Source organism: Brevundimonas sp. EU05-FHT14B11, assembly GCF_058790835.1.
The window spans coordinates 73593-96910 of record NZ_JBYTCY010000001.1 but is presented as its reverse complement, the minus strand read 5'-3'; the positions used below and the strand labels follow the sequence as shown (position 1 = coordinate 96910).

The following is a 23318-nucleotide window of genomic DNA, read 5'->3' as shown; positions in this document are numbered from 1 at the left end:
TCATGGACGGGCCCGCTCGCGAAACTCAAAATCCCGCAAGAGCCGCCAGTTCGGAAATCAAAAGTGCGAAACCGGGATTGAGGTCGTCCAAATCCTTCTTGGCGGCCAGATAGTGCCGATGATGAGCGGCTCCATCTCCCAGCTGCTTTACCTTGGAAAGTGCATTCGGGGCGGTACGCGATAGCTTTAGGAAGCGGCCACTCGTGGCTGCGGTTATCAGGTCCGCGAATGGCAGGAGGTTGCCTTTTCCATCCCGCACTTCTTCCAAATGGCCCGCTTTGTCGAATGCTTCAATGAGAAGCATTTCTGATAGCCGTCGGCACATTACAGCGGAAGAATTGTAGAATGCCCGCTCATAAGCGCCGTTTGCTTCACGGCGGATTGCATCAAAATTTCTGCGCCCTCCGAAGTTGATGCCTGCTGATATCAGGAGGTCCTCAACGTGAGCATTGGAGAGGTCTGCGTAGTCCCTATATTGTGCCGTGAGTTTGCCGTCCGATGAGGACCGAATCCGAAACGCACCAAGGCTCCGCCCCCGCACCACATTGGGATGCTTCGCTAGATTGCTGGCCAGTCGCGACGCATTTACGTTCCCACTGAGACGTTGCTCGACAATCACCTCGGCAATTTCCTTAGCTGTTACTTCCGCCTCGTGGGGGCCAGCGTGGGTAAGAAACCAAAGTACCGCGACTGCCGTATCGACCTCGCGAAGCGCTTCCCCACTTAGTCTTGCGGTGAAAGCACTAAGCTGCTGGTTTCGCATTCAGGACCTTTTGCTCGAACGAATGGCGTGCAGACGCCGACAGTCGGAATGTCGTTTGAGGTCCCGAGGAGTCTTTGATCCAGTCGTGTGTGCTGTCACTCATTGCCCTAGACGCGGTGGCTCCATCGAATTTCACTCCAATCGCAGTCATAACTCGCGAGACGTCGCCGCTAGTAATCGGGGTGTCGCCGACAAACCAAGATACAAATTTGGCGCGGTCGGATCGACTAGCATCGCCCAAAATAAAGCGCGTTCGGAACACCTCGAACCGGGGGTCCTCCTTCATCTGGTTCGCCACATTTTCAGCGTTCAGCTTTGAGGCACTTTCCCGGGGTAGTCCCGATGGACGGGTACTCGAGCGCTTTGGTGCTCGGCGTTTGGGAGTAGGCGCACCTGTTTGCTCGGCGAGTGTCTCGTCGCCGTTTTCATACACTGCGGTTGGATTCCACCAGCGCTCCAGAACCGCAGAAACTTCCGACTGCTCGCCTTCGATCTCAATCGAACTTGAACCTTGCTGGATGCGTACTTTCATGGGGCCTCCGATGATTCGCCGTACGAAGGTTAACAACTCAGATCAACCTGCGCGAGTCGCGGCCGAGCTTTCCCTTAAGCGTGGTTTCGACATAGGCACCAACCACCTTATGCAGAGGCATCCCCTCCACGGCGAAGCCGCCGTTCTTGCCTGAAAGCAGTGAGGATCGACTGTCCGGGGGCGGCTTCGCCGCTTCACCCATCCAACCCTCGTCAGGCCTTACCGGCCAACTTCTCCCACCGAGAGAAGCATCATGGTCACGGCCCCCATCCTCGGCCACACTCCCGCCGATGAGCGACGACGCGCCTCCCGCCCCCGGCTCCGCCCTGACGCGCGCCACCGATGGCCGGGCGGGCCGCGGGCCGGTGTGGAATCCTGCGACCTGGGAGGCTGAATACGGACCCGAGGGTGCAACCGGCATCTGGCCGGCCGCCGTCCTGATCCTCGCCTTCGTCGCCCAGTGGTTCGTGGGCGGACCCGCGCGCTGGGGCCTCTCGTCCGAGGCTTTGGCGGAAGGCCGGTGGTTGACCCTCGCGACGCATATGTTCGTCCACGGCGGCCCGATGCATCTGTGGATGAACCTCGGCGGAGTCATGGCGCTGACGCCGCCGGTCCTGATCGGCCTGGGGGGCTACCGACGCGGCTGGGGCCGCTATCTGGCGCTTTATGCCATTTCCGGCCTGCTGGGCGCGGCGTTGTATCTCGCCCTGCATCCAGCCGGTGCCGTGCCCATGGTCGGGGCCTCCGGCGCCCTCTGCGGCCTGTGGGGAGCCCTGTCCCGCATCGGCCCGGACGGCGGGATCGTTCCGATCCGCTCGGGGCCGGTCTGGGTTCAGGTCAAGGCCTTCGCGAAGATGAACCTCATCCTGTTCGCCATTCTGTTCGTTCTGGTCCGGATGAGCGGCGGCGTGGGCGGGCTGGCGTGGGAGGCCCACCTCGGCGGCTTCCTGTTCGGCCTGTTCGCCATGCCCTTGCTGATCCGCCGACCCACGGGGAATCAGCCTCCGGGCCCCTGACCTCCCGACGTCAGCGTCACCCACCCGCGCACCGCCTCCGCCGCCACCCGATCCGTCCAGGCCTTCTTACACGCCGCATAAGCCCCGCTGTCTCCCGGATGCAGGGCCGCGCAGCGCGCCTTCTCCCTCTCATAGGCGGCGGCGACGGCGGGGTCGGCCCTCAGCCGGTCGCGGAAGGCCAGATGCCAGGCCAGGGCGGGATCGCCCGCCGCATAGACATGCAGATGGACGCCGCGGGCGCCGGTGCCCGGATCGTCCCAAGTGAGATAGCGCCGACCGGCCAGGCCGTTCTCGCCGCGCCAGCGATAACCGAGCCCTTCCAGCGCCGGCCGCGCCGCCTCGATCATCGCCAGGCTTCCGGTCTCGCCGAGCAGGTCGATGACCGGCTTGGCCCGCAGGCCCGGCACGGCGGTCGAGCCGACATGGTGCACCGCCTCAAAGGTCCGGGGCGCGGCCGCATGCAGGTCCGCGATCAGGGCCTCGGCCCGGACCTTCCACTGCGGGGTGTAGGGCGCGAGCGTGACGGGCCTGAGCATGCGCCATGATCCGAAGGGACCTGGGCAGGGTCAAGACGGATCGCCGCTCGGCGCAGGCGACGGCGACAACCGTTCCGCTTGCATCTCTCCAACCTCCGCGCGAACCTCTCACCCATCCACCAACGGAGGTTCCCCGATGAAGATCCTGCTCGCCGTGCCCGCCGTCCTGCTGCTCGCCGTCGCCCCGTCGGTCGGCGTCTCGGCGCCCCAGAACAATCCGCAGTACCGCCAGTGTGTCGGTCAGCGGATGATGCCCTGCTACCCGCGCGACGGGAACGGCGCCATCTACAAACCCAGCCCCGAGACGCCCGAGGGCGTCGCCTTCGAGGCCTGCGCCGCCGCCGTCCGCGCCGACTGCGCCGCCCTCTACCCCTGATCCGCCGGGCGGCGGGACCACACGACCAATCCTGACGCAGGCGCATGCTTTGATGCGTGCGCCTGCGGGCTTTGGTCTTTGACATCGCATCCGCCTCGCGCCAGCGACCCGGACGCATCGGACGCATCGGACGCATCGGACGCATCGGACGCATCGGACGCATCGGACGGTGTTCTCCTCCGTCCGGAGCGACCGTGATCCGTCAGTCGTCCCCGTCCAGGATCCGCTTCAGCGAGACGATGTTCTTGCCGATCTTGAAGGGTCCGATCTTGATCGGCGGCGCGTGCGCGAAGTCGGCGCCCAGCAGGTCGGCGAAGGCGCGCACGCTGTCGAACCGGTGCAGGGCCAGGGGCGCCGCGGGCGGGCTCGACAGCTCCGCCGTGGTCCGCGCCGAGGGCTGCATCACCGCCGCCAGCGAGTGGAAGCCCGCATAGTGGCGCGCGAAATGGGGGCGGTCCGGAATGCCGACCGCGACCGCATAGCCGTCGGCGGCCCCGACCACATTGTCCAGCCCCAGGGACTGGTAGAGCTCGCGCCACGCCCGCCGGGCCCGGATCAGGAAGATGGCGTAGAAGCGCGCCGCATAGGCCTGCTCCTTCGCCAGAACGGCGCGCCCCACCGCCCGCTGCGCCTCGAAATCCTGCTGCGGCTTCTCCAGCATCTGCGGCGTCGGCTGCGAGCTGAGCGGCAGGTTGGCCGCCGACAGGTATTCGTCGAACCGCTCGAAATAGGTGTGCCGGATCGGCTGGCTCATCGGGAAGACCTCGAAGGCCCCGACCCCGGCGTAGGTGTCCACGGCGCCGCAGGGCGTCTTCATCTGGTCCCAATACGACGGCGAGAAGGTCTGGGGCTTCAGCGGCACATAATGGCCCGGCGGCGGCGCGTCGAAGGGGAAGGCCATCAGCGGCCCGTCCGGCCCCTTCAGCCCCGGCGCCGGCGTCAGCACGAAGCCGCTGATGATCCGGTCGTGCACCTGGATCATGAAGGCGATGGTGGCGGCGAAGGCGTCCCGGTTCTTGTCCGCGAACCCGGGTCCCTCGGTCGCGATCAGATAGGCCAGGCGCGAGCGGGTGATCAGCAGCATCAGAGGCAGGAAGTGACGGTACTCCCAGACAAAGCCGTTGGACTCCTCCTTGGGCGGCGTATAGCGGCCCTTGCCCCAGGGCTGGGTGCACAGGTCCGTCTCGTCGAAGGTGCGGACCCAGACCTGCGGCTGTTCGATCAGGTTGGAGGTGAAGCCGGACATGGGCGACGCCTCGATCATCTTCTCGCGTTCGATGCTGCCGGCCGGCGGATCGACCTTGTGCGCCTTCACGTACAGGGCCCAGGTCTTCGTCTCCTGGTCCACGGTTTTGATGTTCGCGCACAGCTCGGCGAGGGTCTGGCGCTGGATCTGCTTGCTGACCGCATCGATCTTGGCGGCGATGGCCTTGAAGTTCGCCTGCAGCTTTTCATACAGGATGTCGGTGGGGCTTTTGTCCTCCAGGATGCCGACGATCTTGGCCACCGCCATCACGGCGCCGACGATCGCCACGGCCTGTCCGATGGCGTCCGCCGCGGCCTTGCCGTCCTCGAACAGCTCTTTCAGCTTGCTCTGCGCGGCCGGGCTGATGTGCAGGGCGTCGCCGATCTTCTGGTAGGCGGTCTTCTTGTTCGCCATGTCTGGTCCTCCGCGGTCCGGCGTCCGGGGACGCGGCGGCTCCTAGCCCTTCAGCTTGGCGATCTCGGCCTTGAGGGCTTCGATTTCCTTGCGCAGGTTCGAAAGCTCCGATCCCACCTGCTTGCCGTTGAGCTTCAGGAAGGTGCACTCGACGGTGCCCTTCACCGCCATTCTCGCCTGGTTGCCGATGAGGGCGGTGACCGTCACAAGATCAGAGTCCGACCATAGCCGGGCGCTTTTCTGGGTCGCGTACCAGACCCAGCGCTCGCCCCAGTCGTTCCCGGTCGTCTTGCCGTCCGGCAGGTCGCGGGTGGTGAAGGAGAAGCCGGCCACCGGACCGGTCGAATGCACCTCGCCGCCGTGCACGTGCAGGGTGCTGGCCGGCTCTTTCGTGCCGACGCCGATGTTGCCGCCGGTCTGGATGGTCAGCATCGGACCGATCCAGCCGCTGTTGTTGTTCCAGAAGACCGACAGCGGATTGCCCGGGTCATAGGTCCGGGGGCCGGAGATGTGCCAGTAGCCCGTGGCGTTCCGGAAATTCAGCGCCGAGGAGTTCTCCGGCTCGTTCTCGCGATGGATCGTCACTTCGGGGCTTTTGATCGCCACCTCCGCCTCGCCCAGCAGGATATCCGTGGCCATGGCTCGTCTCCCGTTTGATCTGTCGGGAGGGACCTTATCGTGTTTTCGGAAACCGACAATCACTGAACGAAGATTGTCGAACCCTCTCGCCTAGCGAGTGTCGCGGCGGCCCAAAGACGAAGGGCCCCGGCGTTTCCACCGGGGCCCCTGTTCAGTCAGCGCGGACGCGCGGGGAGTTTAGTCCCGGCGGCTGCGGCTGCGGCCGCGGTCGCCGCCGCGGTCGCCGTCACGCTTGGGACGGCCGCCGGTGTCGTCCGACAGCGGGGCTTCGCCACGCTCGGCGCGCTCGGCGTTGATCTTGTCCGTCAGGTCTTCACCCGTGGCCTGATCAACGACCTTCATCGACAGCTTGGTCTTGCCGCGGTCGTCCAGGCCCAGGAATTTGACCTTGACCTCCTGGCCTTCCGAAATGACGTCGGCCGGGTTGGCGACGCGTTCCAGGGCCAGTTGCGACACGTGGACCAGACCGTCCTTGGCGCCGAAGAAGTTCACGAAGGCGCCGAAGTCGACGACCTTCACGACCTTGCCGGTGTAGATCGTGCCGACTTCCGGCTCCGAGACGATGGACGAGATCCAGGCCTTGGCGGCGTCGATCTTTTCCTGGTCCGAGGCGGCGATCTTCACGGTGCCGTCGTCTTCGATGTTGATCTTGGCGCCGGTCTTTTCGACGATCTCGCGGATCACCTTGCCGCCGGTGCCGATGACTTCGCGGATCTTGTCGACCGGGACCTTGATGGACTCGATCTTCGGCGCGAACTCACCCAGTTCGGTGCGGGCGCCGTCGATGGCCTTGTCCATCTCGTCGAGGATGTGAAGGCGGCCGGCCGAAGCCTGGGCGATGGCCTTCTTCATGATCTCTTCGGTGATGCCGGCGACCTTGATGTCCATCTGCAGCGAGGTGATGCCGTCACGGGTGCCGGCGACCTTGAAGTCCATGTCGCCCAGGTGATCTTCGTCACCCAGGATGTCCGACAGGATGGCGAACTCGCCCGACGGCTCCAGGATCAGGCCCATGGCGATGCCCGAGACGGGCTTCTTCAGGGGCACGCCGGCGTCCATCAGGGCCAGCGACGAACCGCAGACCGTGGCCATTGAGGACGAGCCGTTGGACTCGGTGATCTCGGAGACCAGGCGGATCGTGTAGGGGAACTCTTCCGACGTCGGCAGCATCGGACGGATCGCCCGCCAGGCCAGCTTGCCGTGACCGATTTCCCGACGGCCCGCGCCGCCCATACGACCGGTCTCGCCGACCGAGTAGGGAGGGAAGTTGTAGTGCAGCAGGAACTTCTCTTTGTACGTCCCGGTCAGGGCGTCGATGTACTGCTCGTCTTCGCCGGTGCCGAGGGTGGCGACGACGATGGCCTGCGTTTCACCGCGGGTGAACAGGGCCGAACCGTGGGTGCGCGGGAAGACGCCGACTTCCGAGACGATCGAGCGGACCTTGTCCAGCGCGCGGCCGTCGACGCGGTGGCCGTTGTCGATGATGTCGCGACGCAGGACGTGGGCTTCGCATTCCTTGAAGGCGGTGGCGAACTTGGCCGACTCGACGCCGTCCGGGTTCTCTTCGGTCTTCACCAGGGCCTCGGCGGCCTTCTTCTTGGCGGCGCCGACGGCGGCGTGGCGGTCATGCTTGCCGACGTGGGTGTAGGCGGCCTTGATGTCTTCACCGACCAGCTTCTGGATCGAGGCGACGACGTCCGAGTGGTCTTCGGCCTGGAAGTCGAAGGGCTCCTTGGCGGCGTGCTCGGCCAGTTCGATGATCGCTTCGATGACCGGCTGCATGCCGCGGTGGGCGAACATCAGGGCGTCGAGGAAGACCTGTTCCGACAGTTCCTTGGCTTCCGATTCCACCATCATCAGGGCGTCGGTGGTGCCGGCGACGACCAGGTCCAGGTCCGAGTCCGGCAGTTGGTCGATGGTCGGGTTCAGGACCAGCTCACCGTCGATGTAGCCGACGCGGGCGGCGCCGATCGGGCCCATGAAGGGAACGCCCGAGATGGTCAGGGCGGCCGAGGCGGCGACCATGCCGACGACGTCCGGGTCGTTCTCGAGGTCGTGCTGCAGCACGGTGATGACGACCTGGGTCTCGTTCTTGAAGCCCTTGACGAACAGCGGGCGGATCGGACGGTCGATCAGGCGGGAGACCAGGGTCTCCTTCTCGGTCGGACGGCCTTCACGCTTGAAGTAGCCGCCCGGGATCTTGCCGGCGGCGAAGGTCTTTTCCTGGTAGTTGACGGTCAGCGGGAAGAAATCCAGGCCCGGCTTGGGCGCGCGACCGTAGACGACGGTGGCCAGAACCACGGTCTCGCCGTAGGTCGCCAGCACGGCGCCGTCGGCCTGACGGGCGATGCGGCCGGTTTCCAGCGTCAGCGGGCGGCCGGCCCAGTCGATCGTCTTGCGTTTGATATCGAACATGTTTCGTCTTTCGTATTCCGGCGGGCGTATTCCCGGCGGAGTCCCATCAATGGGTGGAGCGTCGGGCGTTCAGTCCTTCGGTCCATGGGCCGCCGCGCCATCGCGACAGACCCGGGAGTGTCTGAGGACCGGTATTCAGCCCTCGCGTCATGCGCCGTTACAGAACCGCGGCGCGCGGCTGGTCTCTGGATGCGGAAAGAGGCGCGGACATGGCCCGCGCCTCGAATCTGTTCCGCGATCTGCGCTTAGCGGCGCAGGTTCAGCTTGCCGATCAGAGCGGCGTAGCGCTCGCGATCGACCTTCGCCAGGTGGTCAAGAAGGCGACGACGCTGCGAGACCATCTTGAGCAGGCCGCGGCGCGAGTGGTTGTCCTTCTTGTGCGTCTTGAAGTGCTCGGTCAGGTTGGCGATGCGTTCCGAGAGGATCGCGACCTGGACTTCAGCAGAGCCGGTGTCGCCGTCGGAACGAGCGTTATCGGCGATGACTTCGCCCTTGCGGGCGGCGGTGATCGACATCGTGTAACTCCTTATGGGAGGTTGAAAACGCGGTCGGGTTCTAGCCGGCCGGCCCGCAACTGACCGAGAGCGACGAGGGTCTGGCCCAGGAAAACCGAAACGGTCCGGGCGTCGCCTTTCAGCTGACCCTTGAGCGTTTCGACCTGTCTGGGGAGCAGAACGATCGGCCGTCCCTGCCGAAGCGAGAAGGCGTCTTGATCCGTAACGGCCAACTCCGGGATGTCGTCCAGGGCGGTCGCGACGGGAAGCAATCCTTCCGAGGCGGCGCCGCTATGCACCATTTCCTCCAGAGAATCCAGCGTCACGGCGTTTTCGACGCTGAACGGCCCCACCCGCTCGCGCCGCAGGGCCGAGACGTGGCCCTCCGCGCCGAGCATGACGGCCAGGTCGCGGGCCAGCGAACGGACGTAGACGCCCTTGCCGGTCCGCATCGTGATCTCCAGGTGGTCGGCGTCGGGCGCGCCGGTGACGGCGGCCTCGTGGATCATCACCCGGCGGGCCTTCAGCTCCACCTCGATACCCTCGCGGGCCAGGTCATAGGCGCGCTGGCCGTCCACCTTGATGGCCGAGAAGGCGGGCGGCACCTGATCGATTTCGCCGACGAAGGCGGGCAGGGCGGCCTTCACCTGTTCCAGCGACGGACGCACGTCCGACCGGGCGACGATTTCGCCCTCGCGGTCCAGGCTGTCGGTGGAGACGCCCCACTGGATGGTGAAGCGATAGACCTTCTGCGCTTCCATCATGAAGGGGACGGTCTTGGTCGCCTCTCCCAGCGCGATGGGCAGGATGCCGGAAGCCAGCGGGTCCAGGGTGCCCGCGTGTCCGGCCTTCTGGGCGTCGAACAGGCGGCGGATGCGGCTGACCGCCTCGGTCGAGCCCATCTCGTACGGCTTGTCCAGGCAGACCCAGCCGTTGACGATCTCGCCGCGTTTCCTGCGGCCCATTACGCTTGGCCTACCGCGCTTCGCGCTGCTTGAGGCCGGATCACGCCTGATCGTCCTCGTCGGAGTGTTCGACGTCGGCGCGGACGCGCGGGTCGTCCAGCAGGCGGTTCAGGCGCTCGGCGGCCTCGAAGCTTTCGTCATGGCGGAAGCGCAGGTCGGGGGTGAAACGCATGTCGATATGCTTGCCCAGCACGCCGCGCAGGAATTTGGCGTGGGCGTTCAGCGCCTTGACGATCTCGGTCACGTGACCGGCGGTCGGCGCGTCGGCGACGCCGGCCCCCAGCGGCTCGACGAAGCAGGTGGCGTGCTTCAGGTCGGGCGAAAGGCGGACTTCCGTCACCGTCACCGAGACGCCCTCCATGGCGGGGTCGTGAATCTCTTCCTCGCGCAGCACCTCGACGAGGGCGTGGCGGATCAGCTCGCCGGCGCGCAGCTGGCGCTGGGACGGTCCCTGCGGTCCGGAGGCGTTGCGGGTGTGTTGCTTGCGGCCCATGACGGCGGCCTCCTTCTGGATCGCCCGCCGGGGCTCGGACCCGGCTGGAAGGCGAGGGGGCGAACGCCGCCCCGGAATTGAAGAGCGCGCGGTCTAGTCCCCCGCGGCCGGAGTGTCCAGTTGCGCCCGGTCGATAGTGGCCACGACCTCGGACGACTGGATCGATTGCACGGGCCGGATCGGCATGCCCGCGGCGTTCAGCACGCCCGCCGTCCAGTGGTTGCACAGGTGGCCGATGGAGAAATGCTCGCGGCTGGCGAAGAAGCGGGCGTCGTCCCCGGCGCGGGCGGCGGCGATACGGGCCGAGCCGGTCGACAGGTCCAGCGAGCCCTCGATCCGGGCGGCCATGGCCTCGAACCCGGCCTGCGACAGGCGGAAGTCGCGGCGGCTGTCGGCGTCGAACGTCTCGCGCGGGTCGCGCTGGGCCGGATCGAGCATGACCACGGACGGGTTGCCGGGCCGGAAGAAGGCGCGCGCGCCGTCGGGCAGGCGGTCGCCGATCGGGCTCTGGTCGACATAGAATTTGGCGTCGCCCCAGCCGATCAGGATCCAGTCGCCGGCGGGAAGACCACGCACGGCCTCGGCCAGAGCTCCGCCCCGCGCCTCCAGCGCCGCGCGCGGCACGGCCAGGTCGGTGTGGAAGCCGTTGTTCAGCAAGCTGATCTCGACACCGGGCGCGTCGGCGCGCGCCGGCCACAGCGCCGGATCGCCCGGGGCGGCCCAGGTCCACAGGGCGGCGAGCGCCCCGACTACGCCGGCGGCGATGAAGGCCGCCACGCCCGTCCGTTCACGCTTCATCGGGCCCGGAACCTCCATACGCCGCAGAGACCGTCCACCGGGGCGTCCGGCCCCACAATCGTCCGCTCACGGAACAGCATCAGTTCGACATGGTCCCGGCGATGCAGCAGGGCCGCCACGCCGGGCGCCGCGCCGCCGCACAGGGGCGAGGCGGCGACCGCCTGGCCCCGGCTCTGCGGGACCACGGCGCGCAGTTCGATCTGGGCGTCGCCGGCGGCGTCCAGCCGCGTGGCGAAGGTCTCGCGCAGGCTGTTGAAGGCTTCGCTGCCGGCGGCGATACGCAGGGGACGGGTGCGGAAGGTCTCGCCGCGCTCCAGCCGGATCACCGCGCCGGTGAAGGTGACGCCTCCGGTCGTGTCGCGCGTGATGTCGTCGGCGGGGCCGAACTCCCCGGCCAGCACCATGGCGTCCGGCGCAGCGGTCAGGGGGCCATCGGTCCCGACGGCGGCGGTCTTCAAGCCGTTCAGCCCGTCCGAGGCGCCGTCGGCGGCCCAGTGGAAGATGCGGCTCGCGGCGGGGGCGGCGCCGTCGCGCACGGCGGCCCAGGCCTGGACCGCCTGCTTCTGTTCGATGGCCAGCAGGAACAGCACCAGGCAGACGAAGGCCAACGCTCCGGCGAGGCCCTTCAGGCCCCGGCGGCGTCCGGCCTGCGGTCGTGGGATGGCGGTGGCGCTCATTCGCGCAACCCTAGAGCAAAATCGGTCGAGTTGGACGCCGTCCAGCTCGGCTCAGATTTTGCTCCAGTTTGATGCTGGACCATTTTTTGGATTCAGGTCGAAGCGACCTGAAGCAAAAATGGTCTAGCGGGGTGCGCGGCCGGTGCAAAACCTATCGCCCGATAGGGGCAGAGGAATCCTCGCCGGGCCCGCCGGCGGGCGGCGTCGCCCATTCGCCGCGCCAGTTGTAGGACAGGGTCACGCAGTGCCGGTAGGCGCCGTCGGGCCAGCGGCCGATGGCCTGGGCGGTCAGGGGACGGGCCAGGCGGACCCGACCCAGGATCAGGAAGGCCTGGTCGGCGCCAGGGCACAGCGCGCGCGCCAGGCCGCGACCGCCGCCGTCCGGCGAGACGGTGTAGAGGATGTTCTCGGTCGATCCGGCGGGCAGGGCGCGCCGGGCGGCATCCGGACCGCCGATGCGGATCTCGGCCGAACCGCGGTTCGAGGTGGAGATGATGCGCCGTACGGTGATGGCGCCGAACAGGCCCCGGTCGCCTTCCAGGGTGATGCCCCGCGTCAGGGCCTGGGTGACCCGGTCCGAGGCGTCATAGGCCAGGTAGCGGGTCTCGGCCGCGGCCGGACCGGCGACGGCGGAAAGGGTCAGCAGGGCGATGAGGAAACGGCGCATGGAAAAGTGATCCCCAATCCGGATGGCGAAAAGGCGACGCCGCGGCGTCGCCTTTCCCTTATCCCCTGAACGACTAGTCCAGCGTGCGCTTGATCTCTTCGACCGTGAAGCACTCGATGTAGTCGCCGGCCTTGATGTCCTGGAAACCCTGGAAGTGCATGCCGCACTCCTGGCCCGCCGTGACTTCGTTGACCTCGTCCTTGAAGCGCTTGAGCGTCGTGAGGGTGCCCAGTTCCAGGACCACCACGTCGTCGCGGATGATCCGGACCTTGGCGCCCTTGCGGACCACGCCTTCGGACACCCGGCAACCGGCGATCTTGCCGGTCTTGGAGATGTCGAAGACCTGAAGCACGGCCGCGTTGCCCAGGAAGGTTTCGCGTTGCAGCGGGGCCAGCATGCCCGAGAGCACGCCCTTCATGTCGTCCAGCAGGTCGTAGATGATCGAGTAGTACCGGATCTCGACGCCCTCGCGGTCGGCGAGGTCGCGGGCCTGCTTCGACGCACGGACGTTGAAGCCGAGGATCGGCGCGCCGGCCGACTTGGCCAGTTGCACGTCGCTCTCGGTGATCCCGCCGGCGCCCGACATGACGGTGCGCGCGCGCACCTCGTCGTTGCCCATCTTCTCCAGCGAGCCGACGATGGCTTCGGCGGATCCCTGGACGTCGGCCTTGATGATGACCGGCATCTCCGAGATCTTCTTGGTGCCCAGCTTGGCCATCATGTCGGCCAGCGAGACCTGGTTGATGCCGCCGGTCGCCTTCTCGCGCTTCACGCGGGCGCGGTATTCGGTCAGCTCGCGGGCGCGGGCTTCGGATTCCACCACGGCCAGCGGTTCACCGGGGCTCGGCGCCTCGTCCAGGCCGAGGATTTCGACGGGGACGGACGGACCGGCTTCGGTCAGCTGCTCGTTGCGCTCGTTCAGCAGGGCGCGAACCTTGCCCCAGGCCGAACCGGCCACGATGATGTCGCCGCGCTTCAGCGTGCCGCGCTTGACCAGGACGGTCGCGACCGGACCGCGGCCCTTGTCCAGCTTGGCCTCGATGACCACGCCTTCGGCGGAGCGTTCCGGATCGGCCTTCAGGTCCATGACCTCGGCCTGCACCAGGATGGCGTCGATCAGACCCTCGAGGTTGGTGCGGTTCTTGGCCGACACCTCGATGATCTGGGTGTCGCCGCCCAGGCTCTCGGCGATGACTTCGTACTGCAGCAGCTCGTTGACCACCTTCAGCGGGTTGGCGTCCGGCTTGTCGATCTTGTTGACCGCCACGATCAGGGGGGCGTTGGCCGCCCTGGCGTGCTGGATGGCCTCGATCGTCTGCGGCATGACGCCGTCGTCGGCCGCGACCACCAGGACCACGATGTCGGTGACGTTGGCGCCGCGGGCGCGCATCGCCGAGAAGGCGGCGTGGCCCGGGGTGTCCAGGAAGGTCACGCGCTGGCCGTCCGGCAGACGGACCTGATAGGCGCCGATGTGCTGGGTGATCCCGCCGGCTTCGCCCGCGGCCACGTCGGTGGTGCGCAGGGCGTCGAGCAGCGAGGTCTTGCCGTGGTCGACGTGGCCCATGATGGCCACGACCGGCGCGCGGGGCGTGGTCGCATCGTCGTCCACGTCGTCGGACAGGAAGCCGGTTTCGACGTCGGACTCGGACACGCGGCGCACGGCCATGCCGAATTCATCGGCGACCAGCTCAGCGGTGTCGGTGTCGATGACGTCGTTGATCTTCATCATCAGGCCCTGCTTCATCAGGAATTTGATGATGTCGACGCCGCGCACGGCCATCCGGTTGGACAGCTCCTGCACGGTGATGACGTCGGGAATGACGACTTCACGCGGCCGGTTCGGCGCGTCGGTCGAGCCGCCCTTGCGCTTTTCCTTCTCGCGTTCGCGGGCCCGGCGAACCGAGGCCAGCGAGCGCATGCGCTCGGCGGCGTCCTCGTCGCCACCGGCCACGGCCTGGATGGTCAGACGGCCTTCGCGGCGCTTGGGCTCGCCGCGGGTGCGGCTGACGGCCTTGCCCGGACCGGCGTCCGAGAAACGCTTGTCGCGATCTTCCTCGGCGCGGCTGCCGGCGGGACGGCCGAAGCCGGCGCGGGCGGGACGGGCGACTTCAGGCGTCGCGGGCGGAGCGTTCGGGGCCGGACGGCCGCCGGGGCCGGTGCGCGGGCCGCCGGGGCGGGCACCGGGCGCCGGACGCGGGTCCAGGGCCGAATAGCGGACCGGCTGGGCCGGACGTGCGCCGGCGGGGCGGGCGCCTTGCGGACGATCGCCCTGGGGACGGTCGCCTTGCGGGCGGGCCGGAGCGGCGCCGGCGGGACGGTCGGTGAAGCTGCGCTCGCCGCCGCCCATGGCCTGTTCACGGGCCGAACGGGCGCCGAAGCCGGGGGCGGGGGTGCGGCCGGGAGCCTGGGGCTTGGGTGCGCGCTGGCCGAAATTGACCACCGGGCGAGCCGGAGCGGCCGGACGCGGCGCGGGGGCCGGAGCCGCCGGGGCGGGCGTCGGAGCCGGGGTCGGCGCGGCGGCCTCAACCGGAGCCGGAGCGGGCGTCGGCGCAGCCGGGGCGGCCGGCTTGGCCTTCGTCGGCGCGGGCGCCGGAGCGGCGGCGGCCAGCTTGGCGGCTTCGTTGCGGGCGGCCTCGGCGGCGGCGCGGGCGGCGGCGGCCTCAGCCTGGGCGGCGCTGGCGGCGCGCTCGGCGGCGGCGGCCTGCTCACGGGCGGCGGCGTCCTTGCGGGCGCGCTCCTCAGCGGCGGCGCGTTCGCGCTCGACGTTCTGCTGGGTGGCCAGCTCGATCGCGCGGCGGCGGGCTTCCTGCTCGGAGGCCGACAGGCCGCCGGCGTCGGACGACGCGACCGGACGCGGCGCCTGCGGGGCGGCGGCCGGAGCGGCCGGGCGAGCGACATCGAAGCCTTGCGGACGCTGATGTCCGCCCGGCGTCGCACCCACGCGGCGCTTGGTCTCGACCACCACGGTCTTGGTGCGGCCGTGGCTGAAGCTCTGGCGCACGGTGCCGGTCGAAACCGATCCCGCCGTCCGGGGCTTCAGGCTCAGCGGCGCGCGCGGCCCTGTCGTCGACGCGGGCGTCGAAGGGGTCGTCTTGCCGTCGTTGGTCTTGTCGTTCTCGTCAGTCATCCGGTCGCTTTACTTTGGCTCGGGACAGTCCCGGGCCCATTCCAAACTTGATCGTCCAAACACAAAAAGCCGTGCGGAACTCCGCCCCCCGTCAGGGAGCGGAACCCCGCCCGTCTGAATTTCCATCCGGGGCCCCAGCCGTCTCGTCGCCCCACTGCGGAGGCGTCAACGGTCGAAATCCCGCCAGCCGTTCGACTTCGAAAGTCCAACGATCGGCCCGCCCGCCCTCAAGCAGGACGGCGTGTATCGCATTTTCCAGCCCGAGGGCCAAACTCAAATCGTCGGCGGTGAAGGCCCCGCACACTTTGGGGGGCGGCGTCTGGTGTTTCGCCAGGGCCAGCAGCTTGCCGCGTCCGTCGGCGGACCCGTCCGCCGCCTCGACGATCCATGCGGCCTTTCCGGATCGGATCGCGGCGGCCGACTTTTCGAAGCCAGAGATAAGAGCGCCTTCGCGCCGGGCAAGACCCAGCTGCTCCAGACAGCGCTTGAACAGCAGGTTTTCAACCAGATCGGGCAGATCGGCGGCGGGTTTCAGCGGGGCCTTCGCCGCGCGGCTGAACAGGTTCTTCTTGACCGCCGCCTCGAGGGAGGCGCGGTCGGCCGCGACCCAGAGGCCGCGGCCGGGCAGCTTGCGTGCCAGGTCGGGGGCGACCGCGCCGTCCGGAGCGGCGACGAAACGGATCAGACGAGATTCATCCATGACCTGGTGGGTGACCAGGTCGCGGCGTTCCCTATCGATCGTCGCGTCGCGCAGGCTCATGAACGGCGGGGTCTCCCATCACGCGTTTTCGGGTTGGTCGAGGTCTTCGGCGTCTTCAGCCGGGGCCTCTTCGGTCTCTTCGGAAGGCGCGTTCGAGAACACGGCGTCGGCGTCGTATTCGCCTTCGGCGTACTCTTCCTCGTATTCCGGCTCGGGTTCCGGCTGCGGCAGTTCCGAGGCGTCGATCCAGCCGGCGGCCACGCGGGCCTGCAGGATCAGCATCTCGGCGTCTTCCTGCGCCAGGTTGAAGCTCTCCAGCACGCCGGGGACCTTCACGCGTTCGCCGCTGCGGATTTCGTAGCCGCCGCGGATTTCGTCGGTGGCCAGGTCGGCCAGATCCTCGACGGTCTTCACGCCGCCCTCGCCGAGCGCCACGGCCATGGCCAGGGTCACGCCCGGAACGGCCAAGACGCCGTCCTCGACGCCCAGTTCGGTGCGCTTGGCGTCCAGCTCGGCGGCCTTGCGGTCCAGGAAGTCGCGGGCGCGGGCCTGCAGTTCCTCGGCGGTGTCCTCGTCGAAGCCTTCGATGTCGGAGATTTCGTACGGCTCGACGAAGGCCAGGTCCTCGACCGTGGCGAAGCCTTCGGTGACCAGCAGCTGGGCGATGACCTCGTCCACGTCCAGGGCTTCCTGGAACAGGCTGGTGCGCTCGCTGAACTCGCGCTGGCGACGCTCGGAGTCCTGCGACTCGGTGATGATGTCGATCTGCCAGCCGGTCAGCTGCGAGGCCAGGCGGACGTTCTGGCCGCGGCGGCCGATGGCCAGCGACAGCTGCTCGTCCGGAACCACGACTTCAACGCGGTCGGCTTCTTCGTCCAGCACGACCTTCGACACTTCGGCCGGGGCCAGGGCGTTGACGATGAAGGTGGGCTCGTCGTTGTTCCACTGGATGATGTCGATCTTCTCGCCCTGCAGTTCGGCGACGACCGCCTGAACGCGCGAGCCGCGCATGCCGACGCAGGCGCCGACGGGATCGATCGAGGAGTCGTTGGACAGCACGGCCATCTTGGCGCGCGAGCCGGCGTCGCGGGCGGCGGCGCGGATCTCGATCACGCCGTCATAGACTTCCGGCACTTCCTGCGCGAACAGCTTGGCCATGAAGCCGGGATGCGAGCGCGACAGCATGACCTGCGGGCCCTTCGCTTCCGGACGCACGTCGTAGATGTAGGTGCGGATGCGGTCGCCGATGTTGAAGGTTTCGCGCGGGATCGAGTCGTTGCGGCGCATGATGCCTTCGCCGCGGCCCAGGTCGACGATGGTGTTGCCGTATTCGACGCGCTTGACGGTGCCGTTGACGATCTCGCCGACGCGGTCCTTGAACTCTTCGTACTGGTTGGCGCGCTCGGCCTCGCGGACCTTGCCGGTCACGACCTGGCGGGCCATCTGGGTCTGCACGCGGCCGAACTCGAACGGCGGCAGGTTCTCGACGTATTCCTTGCCGACTTCGGCTTCCGGATCGCGCTTCAGCGCATCCTTCAGGCGCACCATGGCGCTGTCGTTGAACTCTTCCAGCTCGTCTTCCGGCTGCCAGTCGTCCTCGACGATGGTGACGTGACGGGTCAGGGCCAGTTCGCCGGTCTTGTGGTCGATCTTGGCGCGGATGTCGTGGTGCGCGCCATAGCGCGACTTGGCGCCCTTCTGGATCGCTTCCTCGATCGCCTCGATGACGATCTCCTTGTCGATGTTCTTCTCGCGCGCGACCGCATCGGCGATCTGCAGCAGTTCGAGACGGTTCGCGGAAACGCCAACGGCCATGTCTTAGTCCTCAGCCTCAGTCTGGTTGTCTTCATTGCGGGCGGCGCGTTTTTCGGCCCCCGCCTTCATCAGTTCATCGGTCAGCACCAGCTTGGCGTCGACCAGCCATTCGAACGGGATCAGGGCGGTGTCTTCCTCCCCTTCCAGATCGATGGCGATATTGGCGTCTTCGGTCCCGGCCAGCACGCCCTTGAAGCGCTTGCGGCCTTCGACCATCCGGTCCGTCTCCAGACGCGCCTCATAGCCTTCGAACAGGTCGAAGTCGCTCAGGCGGGTCAGCGGGCGATCGATGCCCGGCGACGAGACTTCCAGCAGATATTCGCCGGCGATCGGGTCGGCGGCGTCGAACACCTCCGACACAGCGCGGCTCAGGCGGGCGCATTCCTCGACGGCGATGTCGTGGTCCGAGCCGCGCTCGGCCATGATCTGCAGGCGGCGGCGCAGGGTCCCGCCCATCAGCCGCACGCGCACGACCTCAAGACCCAGGCTCTCGGCGATGGGTTCGATCAGCTCCAGGAGCTGGCGGTCTTCTGCGGTCTTGGCCTTCAAGTTGGGTCCCGGGCAAAATAAAAGCGGCTGGCCGTCCGGGCCGCCGCTTTAACGGCGCCGTTAGGAGCCGGTCTAACGATGTGGAGCGGCGTATAGACCTGCGGGACGGCTTTGTCAGCCCCGATAATCCGGATTGCGTTCCGGGGGGGCTGCCGCCAGAAACACTCTCGATGAAAGTCTACTGGATCGGTCTCGACACGCCCGGGCGTCTCGGCGTGTCACGCAAGCCTGAGGGCGGCGACGCTCTCGACGCTCAGATGGAGCATCTGCACCGCGGCATGGTCGACCACGTGGTCAGCATGCTTGAGCCCGCCGAGGCCGCCGAGTTCGGCCTGGCCGAAGAGGGCGCGGCGGCTGAGCGGCACGGCGTCGGCTTCTACAACTTCCCTATCGTCGATCACGGCCTGCCGGGCGACGTCGAGGCCTACGCCCGGGTCGCACGGGCCATCAGCAACCGCCTGCGGGCGGGACAGGCTATCGTCATCCACTGCCGGGCGGGCCTGGGCCGCGCGCCGTCTCTGGCCATCTGCGCGCTGGTCGCGGGCGGGATGAACATCGACGAGGCCATCCTGCGTGTCGGCCGGGCGAGGGGACGCCCCGTGCCCGAAACCGACGAACAGTACGCCTTCATCAAGGCCTTCGCGGACCGCCCGAAAGCCTCATCGCCGACCTGACTCAGGCGGCCTGAAGCAGGTCCAGCTGACCCAGGAAGTCGCGCTTGCCCAGGGCCACGCCGCGGTTGCGCAGGATCGCGTAGGCCGTGGTCACGTGGAAGAAGAAGTTCGGGATGGCGAAGCTGGTCAGATAGCCGACGCCGTCGAAATCCAGCTCGACGCCCGGGAAGCGCAGTTCGACGCGACGGGTCTCGCCGCCCTCGAACGCCGCCGCATCGACGCCTTCGATGAAGGCGATCGACAGGGCGATGGTCGTCTTCAGCTCGGCCAGCGAGGCTTCGTTGTCGTCTGTTTTGGGCCAGGGCTGGCCGGTCAGGCGCGCGACGCAGCTGCGGCCCGAGAAGCTGGCCATGCGGATCTGGTCGGCGAACGGCCTCATGTCCTGGGCGAGCCGCGCCTCCAGCAGCTCGGCCTCGTCCAGACCGGCCTCGACGGCCTTGTCGATCAGATGGGACAGGTTGGTCAGGCCGCGCACGAAGATGGGCGCGGACGCATCCTTGAGGGTGAAAGTCATGGCGCGGCCTCCGGTGTGATTTTCCGGTTTCCTGCGCCGCTTCCCTGGCGAAAGCCAGAGGCGACTTGCGCGGTCCGGGAGCGCATGGTTCGGGGAGGGGATGCGCGTCCTGACCTCCGCCGCCCTGATCGTCGTCTTCGCCGGGCTGGCGGCCGTCTGCGCGCGGATCAATGTCCCCATGGTTCCTGTCCCCATGACGATGCAGACCTTCGCGGTGCTGCTGGCCGGCGCCGCCCTGGGGCCCTGGCGAGGGGGCGTCGCCGTCCTGCTGTATCTGGCGCTGGGGGCCGCGGGCCTGCCGGTGCTGTCGGACGGCGCTTCCGGCCTGGAGCATTTCACCGGGCCGACCGCCGGCTATCTGTTCGCCTTCCCCGTGGCGGCGGCCCTGGCCGGCGCGCTCTACGAGCGGGCGCGCGGCGTGGCGGCCAGAGTCGGCCTGCTGCTGGCCGCCCATCTTCTGATCCTCGCCGTCGGCACGGCGTGGCTGGCGACGGCCATGGGCGTGGCGGCGATCGCGGCCGGCTTCACGCCCTTCCTGATCGGGGCGTTGGTCAAGTCGGGGCTGGTCGCGGCGTGCGCGGCGGCCCTGCGCCGCCTGACGGCGTTCAGACCCGGATAAACTCCAGGAAGATGGGCGGGGTGTCGCCCAGCTTCTTCTCCTCGTAGCGGGTGACCACGTGGTCCTGCGGGGCCACGCGCCAGTCGTCGGCGCGGTCGGCGGTCCACTGCAGGCCCGGGGTCCGCTCCAGGCGCTCCAGCGCCCATTCGGCGTAGTCCTTCCAGTCGGTCACGAACCGCAGCCGGCCGCCGGGCTTCAGCAGGCGGGCGATCTCGGCGGCGCTCTCGTCCTGGATCAGACGGCGCTTGTTGTGGCGCGCCTTGTGCCAGGGGTCGGGGAACAGGATCATCACCCGGTCCAGCGAGGCGTCGGGCAGGACCTTCATCACGTCGCGCGCGTCATCGGCGTGCAGGCGCACGTTCTTCAGATCGCCGTCCTCGATATGGCGCAGGGCCGAGCCCACGCCGTTCAGGAAGGGCTCGCAGCCGATCATCAGGGCGTCCGGGCGGCGCGCCGCCTGGGCCGCCAGATGCTCGCCGCCGCCGAAGCCGATCTCCAGCCAAACTTCCTTCGCGCCGGGCATCAGCGCCTGCGGATCGATCGGTCCCGCCTCCGGATCGGGCACGGCGATGGTCGGCAGCAGGGTGTCGAACAGCGCCGCCTGGCGCGGCTTGAGCGTGCGCGACTTGATGCGCCCGAACGAGCGCAGCGGCCCCCAGGTCGGGGTGATCGGAGTATCGGGATCGGAAGACATGGCGGGGCGTATAGCTCGCCGTCGCCGGGAAGGCAGTAGGGAATAGGCAGTAGGCAGTGGGGGACGCGGCGGCGGTGCAAGCGAAGGCCGCGACGTTTCCGCCGCGGCCCTACTGCCTATCTGCCTACTGCCTCAGAGAGCCTTCAGCTTCTCGACCAGATCCGTCTTCTCCCACGAGAAGCCGCCGTCGGCGTCCGGTTGACGGCCGAAGTGTCCGTAGGCGGCGGTGCGGGCGTAGATCGGCTTGTTCAGGCCCAGATGCTCGCGGATGCCGCGCGGGGTGCCGCCGCCGATGAAGCCCAGAAGCTTCTCCTCCAGCACGCTCTCGTCGATCTTGCCGGTGCGGTGCAGGTCAACGTGGATCGACTGGGGCTCCGCCACGCCGATGGCGTAGCTGATCTGGATCGTGCAGCGCTCGGCCAGGCCGGCGGCGACCACGTTCTTGGCCAGGTAGCGGCAGGCGTAGGCTGCTGAGCGGTCGACCTTGGTCGGGTCCTTGCCCGAGAAGGCGCCGCCGCCGTGCGGGGCCGCGCCGCCGTAGGTGTCGACGATGATCTTGCGTCCGGTCAGGCCGGTGTCGCCGTCCGGCCCGCCGATCTCGAAGATGCCGGTCGGATTGATGTGCCAGACGGTGTTCTCGTCGGTGAAGCCTTCGGGCAGCACCTCGAGGATCAGCGGCTTGACGAAGGCGGTCACCTCGGCGGCCCGGCCGACCGCATGCTGGGTCGACAGCACGATCGAGGCCGCGCGCAGGGGCTTGCCGTTCTCGTACTGGATGGTGACCTGCGACTTCGCATCAGGTTCCAGGAGCGTCCCGCCCGCGTGGCGGACCTCGGCCAGGCGCTTGAGGATGTTGTGGCTGTACTGGAGGGTGGCCGGCATCAACTCGGGCGTCTCGTTCGAGGCGTAGCCGAACATGATGCCCTGGTCGCCCGCGCCTTCGTCCTTGTTGCCGGCGGCGTCCACGCCCACGGCGATGTCGGCCGACTGGCCGTGCAGGTGGTTCTGGAACTCGAAGGTGTTCCAGTGGAACTGGTCCTGCTCATAGCCGATGTCGCGCACGGCGGCGCGCACCACGGCCTCGATCTCCTGCTCGATCCCCGGGGCCCATTGGCCGTCCACGCCCATGATGCCCCGGCCGCGGATTTCCCCGGCCAGCACCACCAGATTGGTGGTGGTCAGGGTCTCGCACGCCACCCGCGCTTCCGGATCCTTCGACAGGAACAGGTCCACCACGGAATCGGAAATGCGGTCGGCGACCTTGTCCGGGTGGCCCTCGGAAACGCTTTCCGAGGTGAACAGGAAGGATGAACGGGACAAGGCAGGCTCCTAGGGGGCGACCCGCCAAACATATAAAGCTATGTTTATATGTTCAAGTCGCGCTGCGTTGGGGGCGGCGCCAACGGGCCTCGGTGCTCACCGGCCGCTCCCCCGCCATCCAGCGTTCGACCACGCCGCCGGCGAGGCACAGGACCAGCAGGACGCCGATGCCCCAGCGGGACGCCACATCCATGCGGATGTGCTGCTCCTGCAGATCGGGCGTCAGGAACATCAGGCCATGGGCGATCATGGTCAGGCCGGCGAAGGCGGACGCGGCCAGCGTCCACCAGCGATCCCGGCGCAGCGCCAGCCAGACCAGGGCCGCGAACAGGGCCAGGTCGACGAGCGCCTCGCCGAGGCGGAAATCCTTGAGGGTGAGGGTCTGGAACATGAAGCTGGCCAGGAAGGCGAACACGAACACGGCCACGCCGGTCCGCTCGGTATGCCCTCCACGCATCCACGCCCAGGCGAAGACGCCCAGGCTGAGCAGCAGGTAGAAGAGTTGAAAGGGCGCCATGGCTCCTCCAGCGGCGGAGCCCGCGCCGGCCTTAGGGGGCCGGGGCGCGGGCGGCGCCTTGCATGACGGTTTCGTCGATGGTCAGGACCTGACGCTGGTAGGCGACGACGCTGTCGGCGACCGCCCGCATCATCACCGCCGCCAGGACCAGCATCACGACGATGATCAGGACGCGGACGCCCCAGTTGCGGGGCGGGGGCCGGTACCCGAGCCGGGGTTCTGCGCGCCCACCTGGGCCATCACCCAGCCCGCGCTCAACACCTGCTGCAAGAGCTCCCGCGGGTTCGAGCGTTCCGCGTCCGCGGCCAGCCCACGCATCAGATGCGCGCGCACCGGGTCGTTCTTCCCGAGCGAGCTGAAGCCCTCCAGCGCGGCCTCCAGATCCTCCCAGGTCCACTGGGGTAGGGGTTGTGTTTGAGAAACCATTGTCTGCCTCCCTGACGTGGAAGACAGAAGAGGGGGCGGAATCCGGAACGCCAATGGAGTCTTTCGTAGCCTCTGGTACGTTTCGTTCCAGAAGCGCCAAGGCCGCCTTGCGCCGGTTGACCCCCATGCGGCGGCAGGCCTCGTGCACGTGTTTCTTGACCGTGGCTTCCGAAAGATTCAGCCGAACGGCGATTTCCTTGTCGGTCAGAAAGGCCGTCAGTCTGAGGCACTGTTCCTGACGCGGGCTGAGATCTGCCGACATAGATCGCTCCGATACTGCGATCTTGCTAGGATGATCCGAACGGGGCGTCCAGACCGGCGCTCGCACAGGA

25 protein-coding genes and 1 pseudogene are annotated in these 23318 nt (G+C 67.9%); 4 read left to right on the top strand and 22 right to left on the bottom strand.

Annotation, left to right across the window (positions count from 1 at the left end; all coding sequences use genetic code 11):
- Positions 1-25: 25 nt before the first annotated feature.
- Both AC3WRV_RS00535 and AC3WRV_RS00530 read right to left on the bottom strand, forming a co-directional pair.
- Positions 26-763 carry a hypothetical protein gene (locus tag AC3WRV_RS00535; protein ID WP_492311757.1) on the bottom strand — a complete coding sequence of 246 codons (738 nt, stop codon included), beginning with the start codon at positions 761-763 and terminating at the stop codon, positions 26-28.
- A complete protein-coding gene (locus tag AC3WRV_RS00530; protein WP_492311756.1) occupies positions 744-1295 on the bottom strand; it encodes a hypothetical protein in 552 nt (183 codons plus the stop codon). The genes AC3WRV_RS00535 and AC3WRV_RS00530 overlap by 20 nt, the downstream gene beginning before the upstream one ends.
- 290 nt (positions 1296-1585) lie before the next feature.
- Between AC3WRV_RS00530 and AC3WRV_RS00525 the strand changes: the two genes are divergently transcribed.
- Entirely contained in the window at positions 1586-2311 is a 726-nt protein-coding gene (locus AC3WRV_RS00525; RefSeq protein ID WP_492311755.1) for a rhomboid family intramembrane serine protease, read from the top strand.
- Here AC3WRV_RS00525 and AC3WRV_RS00520 read toward each other — a convergent pair.
- Positions 2293-2847, bottom strand: a complete 555-nt coding sequence (locus AC3WRV_RS00520; RefSeq protein ID WP_492311754.1) for a GrpB family protein — start codon at positions 2845-2847, stop codon at positions 2293-2295. The two genes, AC3WRV_RS00525 and AC3WRV_RS00520, sit on opposite strands and share 19 nt — an antisense overlap.
- Before the next feature lie 136 nt (positions 2848-2983).
- Here AC3WRV_RS00520 and AC3WRV_RS00515 point away from each other — a divergent pair, with 136 nt between their 5' ends.
- A complete protein-coding gene (locus tag AC3WRV_RS00515; RefSeq protein WP_492311753.1) occupies positions 2984-3223 on the top strand; it encodes a hypothetical protein in 240 nt (79 codons plus the stop codon).
- Positions 3224-3425: 202 nt separating this feature from the next.
- Here the strand turns inward: AC3WRV_RS00515 and AC3WRV_RS00510 are convergent, their stop codons facing one another.
- From AC3WRV_RS00510 to rimP, 13 genes are all read right to left on the bottom strand, one after another.
- Entirely contained in the window at positions 3426-4883 is a 1458-nt protein-coding gene (locus AC3WRV_RS00510) for a hypothetical protein (RefSeq protein WP_492311752.1), read from the bottom strand.
- A gap of 42 nt (positions 4884-4925) precedes the next feature.
- Positions 4926-5522: a hypothetical protein gene (locus tag AC3WRV_RS00505; protein WP_291838829.1), complete on the bottom strand. Its 597-nt coding sequence runs from the start codon at positions 5520-5522 to the stop codon at positions 4926-4928.
- Between the two features lie 177 nt (positions 5523-5699).
- On the bottom strand, positions 5700-7937 hold the full coding sequence (pnp, locus tag AC3WRV_RS00500; protein WP_492311751.1) for a polyribonucleotide nucleotidyltransferase: 2238 nt from the start codon (positions 7935-7937) through the stop codon (positions 5700-5702).
- Between the two features lie 245 nt (positions 7938-8182).
- Positions 8183-8452: a 30S ribosomal protein S15 gene (rpsO, locus tag AC3WRV_RS00495; protein WP_492311750.1), complete on the bottom strand. Its 270-nt coding sequence runs from the start codon at positions 8450-8452 to the stop codon at positions 8183-8185.
- A gap of 11 nt (positions 8453-8463) precedes the next feature.
- Complete coding sequence (gene truB / locus AC3WRV_RS00490) at positions 8464-9396, bottom strand: tRNA pseudouridine(55) synthase TruB (protein WP_291839835.1); 933 nt, start codon at positions 9394-9396, stop codon at positions 8464-8466.
- A 40-nt stretch (positions 9397-9436) separates the two neighbouring features.
- The gene (rbfA, locus tag AC3WRV_RS00485; RefSeq protein WP_291839838.1) at positions 9437-9889 is read right to left on the bottom strand and encodes a 30S ribosome-binding factor RbfA; all 453 of its coding nucleotides are present in this window, start codon (positions 9887-9889) and stop codon (positions 9437-9439) included.
- Between the two features lie 93 nt (positions 9890-9982).
- Positions 9983-10687: a DUF2459 domain-containing protein gene (locus tag AC3WRV_RS00480; protein WP_492311749.1), complete on the bottom strand. Its 705-nt coding sequence runs from the start codon at positions 10685-10687 to the stop codon at positions 9983-9985.
- A complete protein-coding gene (locus tag AC3WRV_RS00475) occupies positions 10684-11364 on the bottom strand; it encodes a hypothetical protein (protein WP_492311748.1) in 681 nt (226 codons plus the stop codon). The genes AC3WRV_RS00480 and AC3WRV_RS00475 overlap by 4 nt, the downstream gene beginning before the upstream one ends.
- A gap of 151 nt (positions 11365-11515) precedes the next feature.
- Entirely contained in the window at positions 11516-12031 is a 516-nt protein-coding gene (locus AC3WRV_RS00470) for a hypothetical protein (protein WP_492311747.1), read from the bottom strand.
- 73 nt (positions 12032-12104) lie between these two features.
- Complete coding sequence (gene infB / locus AC3WRV_RS00465) at positions 12105-15158, bottom strand: translation initiation factor IF-2 (RefSeq protein WP_492311746.1); 3054 nt, start codon at positions 15156-15158, stop codon at positions 12105-12107.
- 91 nt (positions 15159-15249) lie between these two features.
- A complete protein-coding gene (locus tag AC3WRV_RS00460; RefSeq protein ID WP_492311745.1) occupies positions 15250-15918 on the bottom strand; it encodes an RNA-binding protein in 669 nt (222 codons plus the stop codon).
- An 18-nt stretch (positions 15919-15936) separates the two neighbouring features.
- Positions 15937-17673 (bottom strand): transcription termination factor NusA, encoded by a 1737-nt coding sequence (nusA, locus tag AC3WRV_RS00455; RefSeq protein WP_492311744.1) that lies wholly within the window; start codon positions 17671-17673, stop codon positions 15937-15939.
- Between the two features lie 3 nt (positions 17674-17676).
- A complete protein-coding gene (rimP, locus tag AC3WRV_RS00450) occupies positions 17677-18222 on the bottom strand; it encodes a ribosome maturation factor RimP (RefSeq protein ID WP_492311743.1) in 546 nt (181 codons plus the stop codon).
- 170 nt (positions 18223-18392) lie between these two features.
- Between rimP and AC3WRV_RS00445 the strand changes: the two genes are divergently transcribed.
- Entirely contained in the window at positions 18393-18896 is a 504-nt protein-coding gene (locus AC3WRV_RS00445) for a protein-tyrosine phosphatase family protein (RefSeq protein ID WP_291840777.1), read from the top strand.
- 1 nt (position 18897) lies between these two features.
- On the opposite strand, the gene AC3WRV_RS00440 is transcribed toward AC3WRV_RS00445, so the two are convergent.
- Complete coding sequence (locus AC3WRV_RS00440) at positions 18898-19410, bottom strand: DUF1993 domain-containing protein (RefSeq protein WP_492311742.1); 513 nt, start codon at positions 19408-19410, stop codon at positions 18898-18900.
- Between the two features lie 100 nt (positions 19411-19510).
- Here AC3WRV_RS00440 and AC3WRV_RS00435 point away from each other — a divergent pair, with 100 nt between their 5' ends.
- Entirely contained in the window at positions 19511-20029 is a 519-nt protein-coding gene (locus tag AC3WRV_RS00435; protein WP_492311741.1) for a biotin transporter BioY, read from the top strand.
- On the opposite strand, the gene trmB is transcribed toward AC3WRV_RS00435, so the two are convergent.
- The 5 genes and pseudogenes from trmB to AC3WRV_RS00410 all read right to left on the bottom strand — a co-directional run.
- Positions 20016-20723, bottom strand: coding sequence for a tRNA (guanosine(46)-N7)-methyltransferase TrmB (gene trmB, locus AC3WRV_RS00430; protein WP_492311740.1), 708 nt, complete (start codon positions 20721-20723; stop codon positions 20016-20018). The genes AC3WRV_RS00435 and trmB overlap by 14 nt on opposite strands.
- Positions 20724-20855: 132 nt before the next feature.
- Complete coding sequence (gene metK / locus AC3WRV_RS00425) at positions 20856-22043, bottom strand: methionine adenosyltransferase (protein ID WP_492311739.1); 1188 nt, start codon at positions 22041-22043, stop codon at positions 20856-20858.
- 52 nt (positions 22044-22095) lie between these two features.
- Positions 22096-22560, bottom strand: a complete 465-nt coding sequence (locus tag AC3WRV_RS00420; RefSeq protein WP_291833134.1) for a hypothetical protein — start codon at positions 22558-22560, stop codon at positions 22096-22098.
- 31 nt (positions 22561-22591) lie between these two features.
- On the bottom strand, positions 22592-22717 hold the full coding sequence (locus AC3WRV_RS00415) for a hypothetical protein (RefSeq protein WP_492312731.1): 126 nt from the start codon (positions 22715-22717) through the stop codon (positions 22592-22594).
- A 381-nt stretch (positions 22718-23098) separates the two neighbouring features.
- A pseudogene (locus AC3WRV_RS00410) lies at positions 23099-23248 on the bottom strand (helix-turn-helix domain-containing protein); the annotation flags it as partial.
- Positions 23249-23318: the final 70 nt, after the last annotated feature.

Bases quoted from the DNA above. Each gene is read 5' to 3' on its own strand.
- AC3WRV_RS00420 (WP_291833134.1), bottom strand. From the start codon at position 22,560: ATGGCGCCCTTTCAACTCTTCTACCTGCTGCTCAGCCTGGGCGTCTTC.
- AC3WRV_RS00470 (WP_492311747.1), bottom strand. From the start codon at position 12,031: ATGCGCCGTTTCCTCATCGCCCTGCTGACCCTTTCCGCCGTCGCCGGT.
- AC3WRV_RS00505 (WP_291838829.1), bottom strand. From the start codon at position 5,522: ATGGCCACGGATATCCTGCTGGGCGAGGCGGAGGTGGCGATCAAAAGC.
- rpsO (WP_492311750.1), bottom strand. From the start codon at position 8,452: ATGTCGATCACCGCCGCCCGCAAGGGCGAAGTCATCGCCGATAACGCT.
- AC3WRV_RS00530 (WP_492311756.1), bottom strand. From the start codon at position 1,295: ATGAAAGTACGCATCCAGCAAGGTTCAAGTTCGATTGAGATCGAAGGC.
- pnp (WP_492311751.1), bottom strand. From the start codon at position 7,937: ATGTTCGATATCAAACGCAAGACGATCGACTGGGCCGGCCGCCCGCTG.
- AC3WRV_RS00440 (WP_492311742.1), bottom strand. From the start codon at position 19,410: ATGACTTTCACCCTCAAGGATGCGTCCGCGCCCATCTTCGTGCGCGGC.
- AC3WRV_RS00475 (WP_492311748.1), bottom strand. From the start codon at position 11,364: ATGAGCGCCACCGCCATCCCACGACCGCAGGCCGGACGCCGCCGGGGC.
- rbfA (WP_291839838.1), bottom strand. From the start codon at position 9,889: ATGGGCCGCAAGCAACACACCCGCAACGCCTCCGGACCGCAGGGACCG.
- AC3WRV_RS00525 (WP_492311755.1), top strand. From the start codon at position 1,586: ATGAGCGACGACGCGCCTCCCGCCCCCGGCTCCGCCCTGACGCGCGCC.
- nusA (WP_492311744.1), bottom strand. From the start codon at position 17,673: ATGGCCGTTGGCGTTTCCGCGAACCGTCTCGAACTGCTGCAGATCGCC.
- AC3WRV_RS00510 (WP_492311752.1), bottom strand. From the start codon at position 4,883: ATGGCGAACAAGAAGACCGCCTACCAGAAGATCGGCGACGCCCTGCAC.
- AC3WRV_RS00460 (WP_492311745.1), bottom strand. From the start codon at position 15,918: ATGAGCCTGCGCGACGCGACGATCGATAGGGAACGCCGCGACCTGGTC.
- AC3WRV_RS00535 (WP_492311757.1), bottom strand. From the start codon at position 763: ATGCGAAACCAGCAGCTTAGTGCTTTCACCGCAAGACTAAGTGGGGAA.
- infB (WP_492311746.1), bottom strand. From the start codon at position 15,158: ATGACTGACGAGAACGACAAGACCAACGACGGCAAGACGACCCCTTCG.
- AC3WRV_RS00520 (WP_492311754.1), bottom strand. From the start codon at position 2,847: ATGCTCAGGCCCGTCACGCTCGCGCCCTACACCCCGCAGTGGAAGGTC.
- truB (WP_291839835.1), bottom strand. From the start codon at position 9,396: ATGGGCCGCAGGAAACGCGGCGAGATCGTCAACGGCTGGGTCTGCCTG.
- AC3WRV_RS00435 (WP_492311741.1), top strand. From the start codon at position 19,511: ATGCGCGTCCTGACCTCCGCCGCCCTGATCGTCGTCTTCGCCGGGCTG.
- AC3WRV_RS00445 (WP_291840777.1), top strand. From the start codon at position 18,393: ATGAAAGTCTACTGGATCGGTCTCGACACGCCCGGGCGTCTCGGCGTG.
- AC3WRV_RS00515 (WP_492311753.1), top strand. From the start codon at position 2,984: ATGAAGATCCTGCTCGCCGTGCCCGCCGTCCTGCTGCTCGCCGTCGCC.
- AC3WRV_RS00480 (WP_492311749.1), bottom strand. From the start codon at position 10,687: ATGAAGCGTGAACGGACGGGCGTGGCGGCCTTCATCGCCGCCGGCGTA.
- trmB (WP_492311740.1), bottom strand. From the start codon at position 20,723: ATGTCTTCCGATCCCGATACTCCGATCACCCCGACCTGGGGGCCGCTG.